This window comes from Pseudarthrobacter sp. TRD_SC_9 (genome assembly GCF_055361265.1).
The window spans coordinates 1,319,466-1,335,427 of record NZ_CM143956.1 but is presented as its reverse complement, the minus strand read 5'-3'; the positions used below and the strand labels follow the sequence as shown (position 1 = coordinate 1,335,427).

Here is a 15,962-nt window from a genome sequence, read left to right as displayed (position 1 = left end):
CGGCCCCGTCCAGATCCCGGCCCGCAAAGGCCGGGGAACTAGTGCGCCCGGGTACTCCTGACGTACCGGACGGGTCCGCACCTACCCGTACCACCCCGTGCCTGGGGCACGCGTCGGTGCTCTTCCAGTCTTCCGTGCTGCGGTCCACACGGCACGAGTACCCGGTACTCGTTTTTGGGGTCCGGAGACGACGCAATACTTGGTTTCCTTGGCGCCCGGCGAGGGACCGGACGGTGTGAAACGGTGCACTAGCGGCCGTTCACTGGCAGCACAGACGAAAGTTCGTCGCGGCTCCGCACCCCGAGCTTGACGTAGGCGCGATACAAGTGACCTTCCACCGTTCGGACAGAGACCATCAGGCGGTGCGCAATATCCTTGTCCGACAGCCCCTGGGCGGCGAGTGCGGCAATGTCGCGTTCGCGCCGCGTCAGCCGGATGCGGGGCGCAGGAGCGCCATCGTCCTCACGGAACTTCAGGCCCAAGATGTCGTCGCATTTCTCGCGCAGGCTCACTGCCTGGCGGTACCGGCGGGTGTCACCGGTTCCAAGGAACAGCGTCCCGGCGCGGAGGTAAGACTCGCGGGCCAGGTTAACAAAGCCTGCGGCGGCCAGCCGTTTGGCTCCTTCCAACAACGCGTTGGCATCGTCGCTGACCCATTGCCCGGCCAGCCCGGCTACTGCTGCCGCCCAACGGCCATCCATGCTGGCAGCCACCCCCGCAATCTGTTGCATCACGGACTGATCACCCAGCTCGGTGCACAGGAGCAGGCATTCGAGCAGCACCGCCGGCCGGGCTGAAACCTCCGGCCTGGTGCAGAGTTCGCGTAGTGCGGCGAGCCCCTTGCCGTCACGGTCGAGGTACTCGTTGCCGGCGCTGAGATAGGCCTCCGCCCTAAGCCCTATACCGGGACGGTCCAGATGGCCGATGCCGGCGATGTCTGCGGCCAGGCGGCGTGCCTGGCCTTTGTCCCCCACCCGGGCAGCTGCATAGAAGACAAGCGATGCGGAGAACCGGTACAGCTGCAGGGGATCCGCGTGCCGTAACGACTCCGCCCCAGGCAGGAGCACCTGGCGGCCCTGCTCTATTTTTCCCTGGCGTATGCAGGAGTAGCCGCGGAGGGCATCCATGGTTCCGTCGAAGAGCCCATGCGCGCTGCGGTGGCGGTTGCTATAGCCCTCCAGTTCCCGGTCAACAGCCGCCCACTCGCCCATTCCCAGATAAACAAAGACGGCACGGAACACCACGAATTCTTCAAAAAAGTACAGTGTGTTATCGACCGTCGGCGCAGCAGCCGCAGCCACGACCACGTGCTCCAACGCCTCCTGGAGCCTCCCGCCGTCAGCCAACTGTTCCGCCGCGAGGGCCTGCTCCAGGACGTTTGATGCAGGCTCCTGCCTGGGTTCCTCTTCGGCCGCTACGGCGCGGCCTGAAGCCAGTGCCATGGTGCGGGCCTGGTCGGGGTCCACTCCGACCGGAAGGTCGGTGGCTGGCTGCAAAACCTGTTCGGGGGGCAGGCCACCAGCCATGTACGACGCCGTCCGCAGCATGGCGGCAGCCACAGTCTCCCCGGGTCCCAGGCCGGTCCATGCATGCTCCAGCAACGTCCTCGCCGCCGCATAATCCCCCATATTAAACCGGGCCCTGGCTGAAACGGCGCGGGCCAGCGGGCCCTTATGACCGGTGGTAATCCTGCCCGTCAGCCGCACGGCTACGGAACTCTTGTTCGACTTCAGGGCGATGATGGCTGCCCGCAGGAGGGCAGGGTCCGCGACGGACTGGCCGCATTCAAGGGCCCATTCGACGCTCCTGAGGTGCGCGTCATCACTTCCTTCAGGAATGCCCGGTCCGCGCTGCAGCTTCAGACGCAGGTGCAGGCTTCGGGAGACGTTAACCTGTTTCCGGATTGCCTCGGCAACGATGGGATGGCGGACCTGCAGCTCGGCCGGGTGCCCGCCGTTGTCCGTCACCAGATGCTGGTCGATCAGCTCACGTACCACCTCCGGACCGTAAAGTTCCTCAATCGAGCGCCGGTTCACGGGTCCGGCCAGGGCAATCAGCCGCAGCGCTTCCTGTTCCTCAGCGGAACGCCGGGCCACATCCCTTGCCACATGCGAAGTCAGTTCCGGCCCGTCGGCCGGCAGTGGTCCCTGCAGATGCAAGAGTTCGTTGCGCCTAACGAGGATTCCTGCGCTTCGGGCGTCCTTCAGCAGGCAGCCCGCCAAGAGGGGATTGCCTTCCGTGGCCTGCCAGAATGCTTCAGTGATGGAAGCCGGAACGGTTGCCTCGAGAGCCGCCGCCAATGCCTCACCCAGTTGCTGGTGGTCCAACGGATGAAGGTCTATCCGCTCCGCGAGGCCGTCGTACCACAACTGGTTCAGCGGCTGTGGGAGTCCGGGCCGCGGACGCGCAGCGACCATGACGCTCGACCAGCCGGCCGCTACCATGTCCACCAGTATGGCTGCGCTGGATTCATCGATGTAGTGTGCGTCGTCCACCACAAGGACCAGCGGCCACTCACGTCCGCCTTTCAACTGCTGGAAATGTGCCCACACCGATCGCAGCACAGCCACTGGCGAAGCAGCATCCTCGCCCGTGAGTTCTGAGGTGTAGGGGGCCAGCACTCCGAAGGGAACATGCTTCAATGAGGGGCTGCCATGGATGCGCTCGACGATCGTCGCGGCCCCGATCCGTTCGGTCACGGCGTCAAGGAACATGGACTTGCCGATGCCGGGACCGGCCATCACCAAGACAGCCTGCGGGATGCGTCCTGCCATCAGTCCGCCGGCACGGTCGATTGCCTCCCGCCTGCCTGCTACTGTGCGCCAGGCAGCTCGGGCGGCATCACCGGATGTCCTGCCCCTAGACGAGTCCAGGCAGATCACCCCGTGAAGTCACACCAAGTTTTGTGAAAACCTGGTACAAATGCCCTTCCACGGTCCTGACGGAGACGCCCATTTCCTCGGCAATCTCGCGGTTGGAGGCTCCGTTCATGGCCAGCCGAGCCACCTGCCGTTCCCTGCCGGTGAGCAAAGGATTGCCGCTCCTGGGAACAAAGGGAAGGGCAGCCAGGCTGACGGAAACCTTGTCCAGGCGCGCTTGGGCAGTCCGTGCGGACATCGCGTCCCCTGCCTGCCGTGCAAAATCCAGGGCCAGGGCCACGCAGCGCGCCTCCACCGCGTCCAATTCCAGGCCCGCAGCCAGTTCCGCTGCTTTGAGAAGCATCTTGGCGTCCCGGCTTCGGCTGCCAACCGCAAGAAGCCGGGATACTTCCGCAAGGGGACCTTGCCGGTGGCCGGCGGACTCCTCCATCAGCGCAAACTGCCGCCCGGTTCCGTCAACGCTGGCAGCCAGCAGGCTGATACCGGCGCGTGTAAAGCGTCCTTTTGCCATGTCCTCGCGGGCCGACGCCTCCAGCAGGCTTGCTGCAGAAGGATCGTCAAGCCAGCGCGATGCCACCAATGAGCAGAATTCGATCACGCACAGGGCAATAAACGGGACCGGACCTGAGAGCGTGCCCAGCCTGTCAAGATACGAACGGGACTGGACGGCCTTTCCCTGCTGGGCATACGCAAGGGCAAGCGCCGCATAGGCCTCCCGCAGCGTACAGTTCCCCGGCCGTGGTTCGAGCTGGGCAATGGCGGACAGCAGCGGGTCCAGGGCCGCCGCTCCGCGCCCAGCGTAGACGTACGAGATGCCGGTCAGCAGTTCCGGCAGCGCTTCGTGCTGGGGCAGCACAAAAACAGCCGCCTCGCCGCCCGGATTTGCTACCTCCAGGCAGCGCCGCCAATGGCCGGCACTCAGCAGGACGTGGAAGCGGTGCAACGAGTACAACTCCCGCAAGCCGGGCACATGGCCCAAGTCGCTGAGCTGTCCCCCGATGGTGTCCATTAGTTTGAGGGCATCCATTTCCCGGCCGGTGATGGACAGGGCGGTCATCAGGATCATTGACGAGTGAGTGCGGAACCAGGGATCTGCAGTGATCTGGGGATCGGCTGCACGCTCCAGGTCCGGCACCATCGAGGCGAAGTCCCCAACAAATGCCTTGTATTCAAATTCTGCGTATTTCAGGCGGTTTGCTGCCGCTGCTATGGGGGCTGGCCAGGTGGCGGTGGCAGCACCACCATAACGATGTTCAATACCCAACTGCTGCCTCGCCTGCCGGAGGACGTCCGGCACTTGTCCGCAGCGACCCGGGAGCCAAGCCAACGCCCTACAGCGGACCTCCGTCAGGAGTGCCAGTTCCAGCGGCGGCAGCGCGGCGGACTGCGCGGCAGGGATGGCTTCGAGTTCCGCCCAGGCCCGCTCCGGCAGATCAAGCTGCAGATAGGCGGCAGCTTTGTAGCGCTGGCCGGCAATCCATTCCGGATCTGAGTCTTCAAGATTCTCCAGGCAGGAGAGGGCAAAGCGAGGATCAAAGAGCTGGACGGCGGCCTCCGCTGCGGCGACCGCCAGCCCGGACTCCAGCCCAGCCTCACACTCCCGTGTCCAAGAGGCGAAATCCAGCAGGTCTTCGTGTGACATCGCTGAAATGTCCGGTTCCTGGCCATCCAGCAGGCGGCTCCGCAGTTCCCGCTGTCTGGCGATGCTCAACCAGGATCGGACCACTTCACCAAGGTAGTGTGCCTGCAGCGTCACCCAGCGGGCCTCGCTGGTGCCCACTACGATCTCGCCGGTGTCCTCCATGTCCGCGACAATGTCCGCTCCGAAGAGATCGGTGAGCTTGACCAGCGGAATCCGGCGTGAGCAGGCCAGCATCTCGATGACTTCACGGCACTCCGGCCGTTCGCGGGCCCAACGGGAACGCACAATATCCTCCAGTGCGGTGGCACCGGAGAGGACCACTTTGTCCTGGAGGGTCCAGACGGCGTCCGACAGCACCAGGTTGCCGCACTGGAGCTGTTCAGAAACCAGCGCCCGCAGCAACAGGGGGTTACCGCCGACGAGGGAATGGTAGCTGCGCACCAGCGATGACGCCACACGGTGGCCCAGCAGGGAGGCCAGAACCTGGCGCGTCTGTGGTTCATTGAGGTTCTCCAGCCGGACCTCTGTCAACCTCCGTTCGCTGAGCAGCCAATGGAAATCGGCCGGGAGTGCCCTTACCTCGGGGGCGATAGCGACAATACGGGCGGTGCCGGTCAGCAGAATGTTAAGCAGGACCCCGGAACTCATGTTGTCAATATCGGCGGCGGAATCAAGGGTGATGACGCATTCCCGGCCAGCAGCATCCTGCCGGATCAGGGAAGTGATTCCCTGGAGGATCGCAGTGGGTGAGGCCATGGACGGTGCCGGCAGGCGGGCCAGCAGAAACGACAGGCAACCATACGGAGTCTTGGAGCCTGCAGGATTACTCCGCAGCTGGACAGCATAGGTGTCCGCGCCCAACTCGGCAATCGCCGTTCTGGCCAGCGAGGATTTCCCCATTCCACGCGCACCGGTCAGCGCCACCCCTACGGATCCGGGTTCACGGAGCGCCCGCTGGATTGCCTGGACCTCAGCGCGGCGGGCAGTAACAGACCAGCTCTGGGCATCGTCGTTCAGTGCAGCTGCCGGGGATGGCAGCACGGATCGTTGAGTAGACCCACGTCCCCAGTTGAGTGGTTCGACTGACATACAACTCGTCCCTAAAGGTACTGCCGGAGGACGATGTCATGCTCCCCCCGCCTAGGAGTACACTACCCCCGAAGTGCCCGGAGAGACAGGAGCAGTCACTTCACACCTTGGCGGGATGGAACTTCTGCTGGGCAGCAAGCAGACCTTCGCGCAGCAGAAGTTCGACTGCGTCGGCTGCATCATCGAGCAGGAAGGGCAGTTCCTTCTTCTCCTGGGATCCGAAATCCCGGAGCACGTAGTCAGCTGTCTCCATCCGACCCGGTGGACGCCCTACGCCCACCCGCACCCGAAAATAATCCTTCGTTGCAAGCGCCTTGGAGATATCCCGCAGGCCGTTGTGGCCGCCTTCTCCCCCGCCGATCTTGAGCTTGACGGCCTTAAAGGGAATGTCGATTTCGTCGTGCACGGCCACCACGTGGTCCGGGGCAATGTCATAGAACCTGACCAGCCCTGCGACCGGACCTCCCGAAACATTCATGTAGGTCATGGGCTTGGCCAGCACAACCCGGGGCCCGCCGATCCCCAGCCGCCCCTCGAGTACCTGCGCTCTGGTTTTGTGGCTCTTGAAGCTGCCGCCGACGCGGGTCGCGAGTTCGTCCAGCACCATCTGGCCCACGTTGTGCCGGTTCCCGGAATACTCCGGGCCAGGATTACCGAGTCCCACAATCATCCAGGTGTCAGTCATGGATCCATCCTAAGAGTCGGGAACAAAGCAATCGGGAAAGCCATGGGGACAGGCAAAGCAATGGCCGGGCCCGTGGGACCCGGCCATTGCCGACAGCTCTAACTAGAAGCCGGGCAGGCTACTCGGCTGCTTCGTCAGCTGCGGGCTCTTCCTCGGCCACGTTGGCCTCGGAGATGTTGACAACCAGCGCGTCGGCGTCGGTCAGCAGGACGGTGCCCTTGGGCAGGGGCAGGTCCGAAGCGTGGATATGCTCGCCGGCGGTGCGGCCTTCGATGCTGACCTCGATGTAGGTGGGCAGCTCTGTGGCGTCGGCCTCAACCGAGATGGTGGTGAGCTCCAGGTTGTGGGTGGTGCCCGGAGCCAGCTCGCCCACCAGGTGCACGGCGATTTCGACGGTGACCACTTCGCCCTTACGGACGGTCAAGAGGTCGATGTGCTCGATGATCTGCTTGATCGGATCGCGCTGGATGTCCTTGACCAGGGCCAGGTGCTCTTCGCCGTTGACGTCCAGGGACAGCAGGGCGTTGGCAACGCGGACGGCCAGGGTGGTGGACCGGGCAGGCAGGGTGATGTGGATGGGCGCTTCGCCGTGACCGTAGATGACGGCGGGGATGCGGCCGGCTGCGCGGGCGCGGCGGGCGAAGCCCTTGCCGAACTCGGAACGGACTTCTGCGGCAAGCTTCTGCTCAGACATAATTTCTCCTTGGATGCTTCAGTGGTTAGCCGGGCAAGGGCGGAGGTCTGTTTACGACCTTCAACGCCGGGCCGGAGCGGCCCTACCAGAAGGAGATTCAGACCCAGTCGATAACGGAGACATGCACGCCGGTTTCCCGGGATACTCTCCCTCGCCAAGGTTTCGGGTTAAACCATAGCAGGGTGCGGGCCGGTTGCTGAAACCGGGCGCACCCTGCGGCGGAACTGCCGGGAAATGCTAGGCGTTGCCGTCAAACAGGCTGGTGACGGAACCGTCGTCGAACACTTCACGGATGGCGCGGGCGATCAGCGGTGCGATCGACAGGACGGTGAGCTGCGGGAAGTGCTTGTCAGCCGTGATGGGCAGGGTGTTGGTGACCACCACTTCGCGGGCACCGGACTCTGCCAGCCGACGGGCAGCCGGATCGGAGAACACGGCGTGCGTGGCAGCAATAATGACATCCTTGGCGCCGGCGTTCTTAAGCACCTGGACGGCACCGGAGATGGTTCCGCCGGTGTCGATCATGTCGTCAATCAGGACGCAGGTGCGGCCTTCAATCTGGCCTACAACGGTTTTGGACACGGCCTGGTTGGGAACAGTGAGGTCACGGCTCTTGTGGACGAAGGCCAATGGTGCGCCGCCGAGGCGTTCGGCCCATTGTTCTGCTACCCGGACGCGCCCGGTGTCCGGGGAAACCACCGTGATATTCTCGGCGTCGACGCGGGTTCGGATGTAGTCCGCCAGGAGCGGGATGGCCATCAGGTGGTCCACCGGGCCGTCGAAGAAACCCTGGATCTGCGAGGTGTGCAGGTCCACGCTCATGATGCGGTCAGCGCCGGCAGTCTTGTACAGGTCCGCAACCAGCCGGGCTGAGATGGGTTCGCGGCCGCGGCCCTTCTTGTCCTGGCGGGCGTAGGGGTAGAACGGCGACACCACGGTGATGCGCTTGGCGGAGGCCCGCTTGAGCGAATCAATCATGATGAGCTGTTCCATGAGGTGGTTGTTCAGCGGAGCCGGGTGCGCCTGGATCACGAAAGCATCGGTTCCGCGGACGCTTTCGCCGGCCCGCACATAGATCTCTCCGTTGGCGAAGTCATAAGCGTCCACCGGGAGGAGTTCGGTGTCCAGTTCTTTGGCAATCTCGCGTGCAAGTTCCGGGTGTGCGCGTCCGGCCGCAAGCACCAGCTTCTTTTCGCCGCGCGCCGTAATTTCACTCATTGTTACTTGCCCTGTTCTGTAGATGCCGGGGTGGGGGAATCCTGGGAGGCTGCTGCAGCCAGTTCCGCAGAGCGGCTGCCGGGACGGTTGGCCGCCACCCAGCCTTCAGCGTTGCGCTGCGCTGCAAGGGACAGCGCGAGTGCACCGGCGGGCACGTCCTTCCGGATCACCGTTCCGGCGCCGCTGTACGCGCCGTCGCCAACCGTGACCGGAGCTACGAAGACAGTGTTGGAGCCTGTCCGAACGCCCGAGCCGATCACCGTCCGGTGCTTCTTCTCGCCGTCGTAATTGGCTGTGATATTGCCGCAGCCGATGTTGGTGTCCTCACCGATCTCGGCGTCGCCGGCGTACCCGAGGTGGGACAGCTTTGAGCCCCGGCCGATCGTGACGTTCTTCGTTTCATAGAACGCTCCGATCTTCCCCGTCTCACCCAGCACAGTGCCGGGCCGCAGGTACGTAAACGGCCCGACGGCGGAGTGGTCGCCAATGATCGATCCGGAGCCGTGGGTGCGGACCACCTTCGCCCCTGCTCCGATCTGCACATCCGTGAGCGTAGTGTCAGGACCCACGACGGCGTCACGCGCCACCGTGGTCAGGCCGTGCAGTTGGGTGTTGGGAAGGATCCGGACGTCTTCGTCGAGCACGACGGTGGAATCGATCCAGGTGGTTGCCGGATCCACGATTGTGACGCCTGCGCGCATCCAGGCCTCTACCGTACGGCGGTTGTGTTCGGCGCCGAGCGCGGAAAGCTGCACACGGTCGTTGGCGCCTTCCACCTGCCAGCGGTCCTCGGTCACTACTGCGGCAACCCGGCCGCCGGCTTCGCGGGCAAGCCCCAGGACATCTGTGAGGTATTTCTCACCCTGGCTGTTGTCTGTGGTGATCTTGGGAAGGGCTTCGCGGAGCACCCGGGCATCAAAGGCGTAGATGCCGGAGTTGATTTCCCGGATGGCCCGTTCCTCATCCGTGGCATCCTTGTGCTCGCGGATTCCGGTGACTGTTCCGTCGGCGGCGCGGAGGATACGTCCGTAGCCGGTGGCGTCGTCAAGGACTGCAGTGAGGACGGTGACGGCGTTGTTGCCGGCCTGATGCGCAGAAACCAGCTCGTGCAACAGTGCTCCGGTCAGCAACGGAACATCGCCGTAGGTGACCACGACTGTGCCGGCCACCGCACTGCCGGCCGCTGCACCCTTGGAGGCAGCGGCGTCGAGCGCGTTCAGTGCGACTTCAACGGCACGGCCGGTGCCGGGAATTTCGTCCTGGTCAACAATGAGGGCGTTGGGGTCGAGGCTGCGCAGGTGTTCGGCCACCAGGTCGCGTTCGTGCCGGACCACCAGGGCCAGGTTTTGCGGCTGGAGGCTCCGGGCTGCTGCGAGGGCGTGGCCCACCAGCGAAAGGCCGCCGATTTCGTGGAGGATCTTGGGGGTACGGGATTTCATCCGGGTACCGGCACCTGCAGCTAGAACAATGACGGCGGCTGGGCTGGTGGACTCGAGACTCACGTACAGGCTCTCCTTGCTCGGTTGCGCTGGCGCTGGAAGCATCCGCCATACGGAAGTTGCCCGCCGGGGACGGCGCCGGGTCCATCCTACTGGACGGCCCTCACGCCAGTTCCGCCCATAGGATTCGAACCTATACTCCACGGCTCCAAAGGCCGGGGTGCTGCCATTACACCAGGGCGGACTGCACCTGGAACGCAGATGTTCCGGGCACAAGTACCTATTTTGCCATGCCCCCGGGAGTGCCTGCGACATGGTCGGCGGAAGGGTGCTTTTGTGGGGGATGATGGCAGGGTGGAAACATGACAGAACGGTGTAAATGATGGTTGAAACACCCGGGCGCCGCGTAGCCGCTCCCCTGCGCGCTTCCCGCAGGACAGAAGGTGCGCGCATCCGGATGACGGGGCCGCAGCGCCGGCAGCAACTGGTGGAAGTGGGTCGCGGACTCTTCGCCGCCAAAGGCCTGGACGGCACCACCATCGAGGAGATCGCGGCAACGGCAGGCGTCTCCAAACCAGTGATCTATGAGCACTTCGGTTCCAAGGAAGGGCTCTACACCCAGGTGGTTGAGCACGAATTCATCATCCTGCTGGACTCCATCACCGGCGCCCTCTCAACCGAAGCCAAACCCCGCGTCCTGGTGGAAAGGGCAGCACTGGCGCTTCTTGGCTACATCGAAGAGCGCACGGACGGCTTCCGCATTCTCATGCGGGATGCTCCCCCGTCACAACCCGAAGGTGCGTTTTCGACGTTGTTGTCCCACGTCACCGCCAAGGTGGAGCACATCCTGTCGGATGAGTTTGCGCGGCGCGGGCTCAGCGCCCAGGACGGGGCGATGTACGCACAGATGCTCGTCGGAATGGTGGCCATGACCGGCCAATGGTGGCAGGACAGCCGCCAACCCGACAAACACACAGTCGCCGCCCACCTCGTCAACCTCGCCTGGAACGGCCTCACGGGCCTCAAGAAGGACCCGGAGCTGCTGAGCGGGAACTGAGCGCAGACTCCACCGTGCTGGAGCCGGTGGCATCCGGAAGCGTGCGGCAAAGCGACGAAGGAGCAGCACGCGGAGGATGTCAGCGGCTCCAGCATCCGGACGTTCTACTCGCCCAGGACCTCCAGGGCTCCGAGCCATTCGAGTTCCAGGGCTTCGCGTTCTCCGGCAAGGTCCTTGAGCTTCTTGTTTTGTTCGGCCAGGGCGTCGAAGTCGGAGTCGTTGGTGCTTTTGACCATTTGGTCGTGAAGCTTCTTCTCCTGCTGTTCGAGTTTGCCCAGCTGGCGTTCGATGCGGTTCTTGGCCTTGCGGGCGTCGCGCTTTTCCGCCTCGGAGGAACCCGAGGTCTTGGCGGACGCGCTGCCGCTGGAGCCCATGACCGGGTTGCCGCCGCCGGCAACCGTGGAACCGGCCAGGGCTGATTCGCGGAGTTCCAGGTACTGGTCCACGCCGCGCGGGAGGGCGCGGATCTTGCCGTCGCCCAGGAGCGCCATCTGGTGGTCGGTGACGCGCTCCAGCAGGTAGCGGTCGTGGCTCACCACAACAAGGGTGCCCGGCCAGCCGTCCAGGACGTCTTCGACGGCGGCGAGGGTGTCGGTGTCGAGGTCGTTGGTGGGCTCATCGAGCATCAGGACGTTGGGTTCGCCCACCAGCAGGCGCAGGAGCTGCAGGCGTCGTCGCTCGCCGCCGGACAGGTCCCTGACGGGAGTCCACTGTTTTTCCTTGGTGAAACCAAGCTGCTCCACCATTTGGCCGGCGGTGAATTCCTTGCCCCCGACGTTGAAGGAGCGCTTTTCGCGTTCGATCACTTCAATAACTCGCAGGTCCGAGACGTCGTCGAGCTCTTTGACTTCTTGGGTGAGGACAGCGGTGACCACTGTCTTGCCGCGCTTGACCTTGCCGGATGTCGGCTCGATCTGGCCGTTGAGGAGCTTCAGCAGCGTGGTCTTGCCGGCGCCGTTGACGCCCACCAGGCCCAGCCGCTCTCCCGGGGCAAGGCGCAGGGTGATGTTGTCGAACAGCTTCTGCCCGGACTCGCCCCCAAGGAGGTCCAGCGAAACGTTTTCCAGGTCCAGGACGTCCTTGCCCAGGCGCGCGGTGGCCATCTTGCTCAGCGCCATGGAATCGCGCGGCTCCGGGACGTCGGCGATCAGGGCGTTTGCCGCCTCGATGCGGAACTTGGGCTTGGCGGTGCGGGCCGGGGCGCCGCGGCGCAGCCAGGCGAGTTCCTTCTTCACCAGCTGCTGGCGCTTGCTTTCCATAACGGTCGCCGAGCGGTCACGCTCGGCGCGGGCCAGCACGTACGCCGCGTAACCGCCGTCGAACGGGTCCATGATGCCGTCATGGATTTCCCAGGTCTTGGTGCACACTTCGTCCAGGAACCAGCGGTCGTGGGTGACCACCAGGAACGCGCCCTGGTTGGCGCGCCAGCGGGTCTTCAGGTGCCGGGAGAGCCACGCCACGCCTTCGACGTCGAGGTGGTTGGTGGGCTCATCGAGCATGATGACGTCGTGGTCCTCAATCAGGAGCTTGGCCAGCGCCACGCGACGCTTCTGCCCACCGGAGAGGGCATGGACGTTGGCGTGCCAATCGACGTCGGACACCAGTCCGCCCATCACTTCGCGGATCTGGGGATTGCGTGCCCATTCGTAGTCGGCCTGGTCGCCCACGATCGCGGCACCTACTGTAAGGTCGCCGTCGAGCACGTCGCTTTGGTCCAGGTAGCCGATGTTGACCTCGCTGCGCTTGGTCACCCGGCCGGAGTCCGGGGTGGACCGCATCGCCAGCAGACGCATCAGCGTCGACTTGCCGTCACCGTTCCGGCCCACCATGCCGATCCGGTCACCCTCCTCGAGGCCGAGGGTGATGCCGTCCAGGACGGTGCGCGTTGCGTACGAAACCGTGAGGTTCTCGCCGCCAAGAAGGTGTGCCAAAGGGGACTGCTTTCTGCTGATATCAGTAATTGCGGAGCGGGGATGGTCCGGGTGGTTCGGGAACTGCCGTGTCCGGAGCAGGTTATTCCAGCGGGGCCCGTCTATAAAAGGGTATCGGAGATGATCCTGGCACCTGGCACCGGGCCGTGTACGGCAATGGCGCTCAGCCCGTAGTGACCAAGGTCTTCAGCGAGTGCCTCAGCCGCCGCAGGATCGGTGGTGAGGAAGGCGACAGTGGGCCCCGAGCCGGAGACCATTCCCGCCACCGCCCCGTGCGACTCGCCCATTCCCAGCGTTTTCCGCAGGTCAGGGGCCAGTTCAATCGCCGCCCGCTGCAGATCGTTGACCAGGACGGTGCCCAGCCGTTCCGCATCGCCGTCGCGCAGCGCCTGCAGGACCTGGGGATCAACGGCCATGGGCTCCTCGATGCCGAGGCCTTCGGCATCACGCAACCGGTCCAGGGTCTGGAACACCGACGGTGTGGACAGCCCGTAATCGGCCGCCACCAGCACCCAGTCAGTCTGGGCGCGGGCAAGGGCCGGGGAGAGTTCATCACCCACGCCAAGGCCGACGGCGGTACCGCCCAGGAGGGCGAACGGCACGTCCGCACCGAGCTCGGCAGCCAGCCTGGCAAGCTCGTCCCTGGACAGGCCGCTGTTCCACAGGGCGTCACAGGCCAGCAAGGTGGCCGCGGCGTCGGCAGAGCCGCCCCCCATTCCACCGGCGACCGGCACCCGCTTGGTAATCTCCAGGTGCACGCCGGTGGGGTTTTCCGATACCTCGGCCATCATCGCTGCCGCCTGGTAGGCGAGGTTCCCGGAGTCCAGCGGAATGTCCACGCCGTCGAGGTCAAGGGTGCTGGCCGGGCTGATGCTCACGGTGATCCCGGGGGTCTCCGTACTGAAGGCAGCCACCTCCTCATACAGTGACACTGCCAGGTACACACTGGCCACGGAGTGGTAGCCGTCCGGCCGCAGCGGCCCTACATCCAGGGAAACGTTAATCTTGCCGGGCGCCTTGACCCGCACCATGCGTGGGGCAAAGCTGCCCCGGAGTGCGCTCACCCGGCGTCCCCGTTGCGGGCTTCGGCGATCCGGGCGAAGGCGGAGATGTCAATCACTTCACCACGGGCCGTCGGATCCACGCCCGCAGCCAGCAGGCAGCGCTCAGCCTCGGCGGCGCTTCCGGCCCAGCCGGCGAGTGCAGCCCGCAAGGTCTTCCGGCGCTGGGCAAACGCAGCATCGATCACCGCGAAGACCTGTTCACGCGATGCAGTAGTGACCGGCGGTTCACGTCGCGTGAAAGCCACCAGGCCGGAGTGGATCTTCGGCGCGGGCCAAAAAACGTTCATCCCAATAACCCCGGCCTTGCGCATGGAGCTGTACCAGGCGGCTTTGACCGACGGCACCCCGTACGTCTTTGAGCCAGGCCCGGCAGCCAGGCGGTCTGCCACTTCGTCCTGGACCATGACCAATCCGTGCTGGAGCCCCGGGAAGTGCTGGAGCAGGTGCAGGACCACCGGAACAGCCACGTTGTAGGGCAGGTTGGCCACAATGGCGCTCGGTTCCACCGGCAATTCGGTGACGCGCATGGCGTCCGACTGCACCAGGTGGAAGCGGTCGACGGCGTCCGGCCGCCATTCCTGCACCGTGGCCGGAAGCCTGGCCGCGAGCACAGGATCTATTTCGACGGCGACCACCTCGCGGGCCGCATCCAGCAGCCCGAGCGTCAGGGAGCCAAGGCCGGGGCCCACTTCGAGCACCGTTTCATCCGGGCCGATGTTTGCGGCGGCCACAATCCGCCGGATCGTGTTGCCGTCGATCACGAAGTTCTGGCCGAGTGTCTTGGTGGGACGGATGCCGATTTCCTCCGCCAGCCTGCGAATATCGGTTGCACCAAACAGGGGTGCGGGCGCGGCGGGGATCGGTTCAGTCACTTAGGTATCCTATCCCGCCCTCAGCGTGGGGCATGGCCTGCGCCGGCCCGCGGGAGCTGCATTAATGCAACCAGGGACCGGTCCGTTGCCGGATCGGTCCCTGGTTGCATGCGGGAATTATCCCCTTGCCGCCCAACCGCAACCCCAGGGCTGGAGGCCGCGCTGGGCGTACACGCGGTTGGCGATGTCAATCTGCTGGGCCTTGGTGGCCAGGCTGGCGTTGGGGGCGTAAGCGCCGCCACCTGCACCGAGCCAGGTCTGGATGTCAAACTGCAGGCCGCCGTAGTAGCCGTTGCCGGTGTTGATGGACCAGTTGCCGGTGGATTCGCACATGGCGATGGCGTCCCACATGGCCTCGTTCATCATGGCGGGTGCGGCCGCCCCGGTGTTGCTGGCGGGTGCAGCAGCCCCGGTGTTGGCGGCCGGAGCCTTCGCTGCCACTGGCTTGGCCTTGGTACCCACGGTGATTTGTTTCGTCACGGGCTGGACAGTCACGGTTTCAGAGACCAGGGTGCGGGAGGCTTCACGGCCGTCTACCATCACCAGGCTGAACTTCTTGTCCACCTTGCCGGTGACGCCTTCCTGCGTAACCTTTTCCTCGCCGACGAAGAGCTCGGCGCTGTCCGTCTTTAGCGTCTCGAAGGGGATGTCCTCGGTAGTTCCTGCCGTTTGGCTGGTATCCACCCGGGAAACCTTGACCACCATGTTGTTCACAACAGGGGCGTTTGCGGGCTGCGAAGTGCGGTCATTGTCGCCAAGGACCAGACCGGCGTCTTCGAGGACGTCGCCGACTGAGACTGCGGTGGTGGTGAGGGCGGCTGATGCACCGTCTGCAACCAGGGTGATGTTCTTGGGGGTAGAGATGGAAATGAAGGAACCCTGGACAGTGAGCTGCGATTCGGCAGGGACCGAAACTTCAGAGCTGCTGGCCACGCCGAGCTCGCTGACAAGTCCGGCAACGTCCGGCGAAGTGGTGTTTACGGTTTTCCTGGAACCATCCAGATTGACCGTCACCACCTTGGCCAGGTTGACGTTGATGACCTGTCCGTCCCGGATTGATACATCGGCGGCCGGGGAAACCCGGTCTGCGGGCTGCAGTTCGACGTCAGCGCTCTTGACCACCTGGCCAACAGTGCCGCCAAAGGTCTGGATCGAGCTGACCTTGCCGTCGACGTTCAGCGTCACTGTCTTGTTGTTCCCGACAAAGGCCACCAGGCCCACCACAAGGGCCAGGAGCACTACCAGCTGGGTACCGACTTTGAGGGCGCTGAACTTTCCGTCCGATGTAAATAGCTTGACCACGATTGTCCGTAACTTTAGGACCATCCGGGCACGGGGAAAACGCGCAAAAGTTTCCGGCACACGCACCCAAAGAAGGGATGTCCGGGGCAC

At 64.5% G+C, this 15,962-nt stretch carries 11 protein-coding genes and 1 tRNA gene; 1 reads left to right on the top strand and 11 read right to left on the bottom strand.

The genetic code is table 11. The annotated features are described in order from the left end of the window. Positions 1-248: 248 nt before the first annotated feature. From ACWA13_RS06330 to ACWA13_RS06300, 7 genes are all read right to left on the bottom strand, one after another. Entirely contained in the window at positions 249-2,774 is a 2,526-nt protein-coding gene (locus tag ACWA13_RS06330) for a LuxR C-terminal-related transcriptional regulator (protein ID WP_463937300.1), read from the bottom strand. Between the two features lie 85 nt (positions 2,775-2,859). Then, the gene (locus tag ACWA13_RS06325; RefSeq protein WP_463937299.1) at positions 2,860-5,610 is read right to left on the bottom strand and encodes a LuxR C-terminal-related transcriptional regulator; all 2,751 of its coding nucleotides are present in this window, start codon (positions 5,608-5,610) and stop codon (positions 2,860-2,862) included. Between the two features lie 100 nt (positions 5,611-5,710). After that, entirely contained in the window at positions 5,711-6,295 is a 585-nt protein-coding gene (pth, locus tag ACWA13_RS06320; protein ID WP_463937298.1) for an aminoacyl-tRNA hydrolase, read from the bottom strand. Between the two features lie 118 nt (positions 6,296-6,413). Next, positions 6,414-6,989: a 50S ribosomal protein L25/general stress protein Ctc gene (locus ACWA13_RS06315; protein WP_463937297.1), complete on the bottom strand. Its 576-nt coding sequence runs from the start codon at positions 6,987-6,989 to the stop codon at positions 6,414-6,416. Between the two features lie 237 nt (positions 6,990-7,226). Further along, positions 7,227-8,207 carry a ribose-phosphate diphosphokinase gene (locus tag ACWA13_RS06310; protein WP_463937296.1) on the bottom strand — a complete coding sequence of 327 codons (981 nt, stop codon included), beginning with the start codon at positions 8,205-8,207 and terminating at the stop codon, positions 7,227-7,229. 2 nt (positions 8,208-8,209) lie between these two features. Further along, entirely contained in the window at positions 8,210-9,751 is a 1,542-nt protein-coding gene (gene glmU, locus ACWA13_RS06305; protein WP_463937295.1) for a bifunctional UDP-N-acetylglucosamine diphosphorylase/glucosamine-1-phosphate N-acetyltransferase GlmU, read from the bottom strand. Between the two features lie 67 nt (positions 9,752-9,818). Further along, positions 9,819-9,890, bottom strand: a tRNA-Gln gene (locus ACWA13_RS06300). A gap of 213 nt (positions 9,891-10,103) precedes the next feature. On the opposite strand from ACWA13_RS06300, the gene ACWA13_RS06295 reads away from it, so the two are divergent. Beyond that, on the top strand, positions 10,104-10,703 hold the full coding sequence (locus ACWA13_RS06295; RefSeq protein WP_463937850.1) for a TetR/AcrR family transcriptional regulator: 600 nt from the start codon (positions 10,104-10,106) through the stop codon (positions 10,701-10,703). Positions 10,704-10,807: 104 nt separating this feature from the next. On the opposite strand, the gene ACWA13_RS06290 is transcribed toward ACWA13_RS06295, so the two are convergent. From ACWA13_RS06290 to ACWA13_RS06275, 4 genes are all read right to left on the bottom strand, one after another. Further along, complete coding sequence (locus ACWA13_RS06290; protein ID WP_463937294.1) at positions 10,808-12,634, bottom strand: ABC-F family ATP-binding cassette domain-containing protein; 1,827 nt, start codon at positions 12,632-12,634, stop codon at positions 10,808-10,810. Positions 12,635-12,735: 101 nt separating this feature from the next. Beyond that, entirely contained in the window at positions 12,736-13,665 is a 930-nt protein-coding gene (locus ACWA13_RS06285; RefSeq protein ID WP_463937849.1) for a 4-(cytidine 5'-diphospho)-2-C-methyl-D-erythritol kinase, read from the bottom strand. A 29-nt stretch (positions 13,666-13,694) separates the two neighbouring features. Continuing rightward, positions 13,695-14,570, bottom strand: coding sequence for a 16S rRNA (adenine(1518)-N(6)/adenine(1519)-N(6))-dimethyltransferase RsmA (rsmA, locus tag ACWA13_RS06280; RefSeq protein WP_463937293.1), 876 nt, complete (start codon positions 14,568-14,570; stop codon positions 13,695-13,697). Between the two features lie 117 nt (positions 14,571-14,687). After that, on the bottom strand, positions 14,688-15,872 hold the full coding sequence (locus tag ACWA13_RS06275; protein ID WP_463937292.1) for a transglycosylase family protein: 1,185 nt from the start codon (positions 15,870-15,872) through the stop codon (positions 14,688-14,690). Positions 15,873-15,962 lie beyond the last annotated feature (90 nt).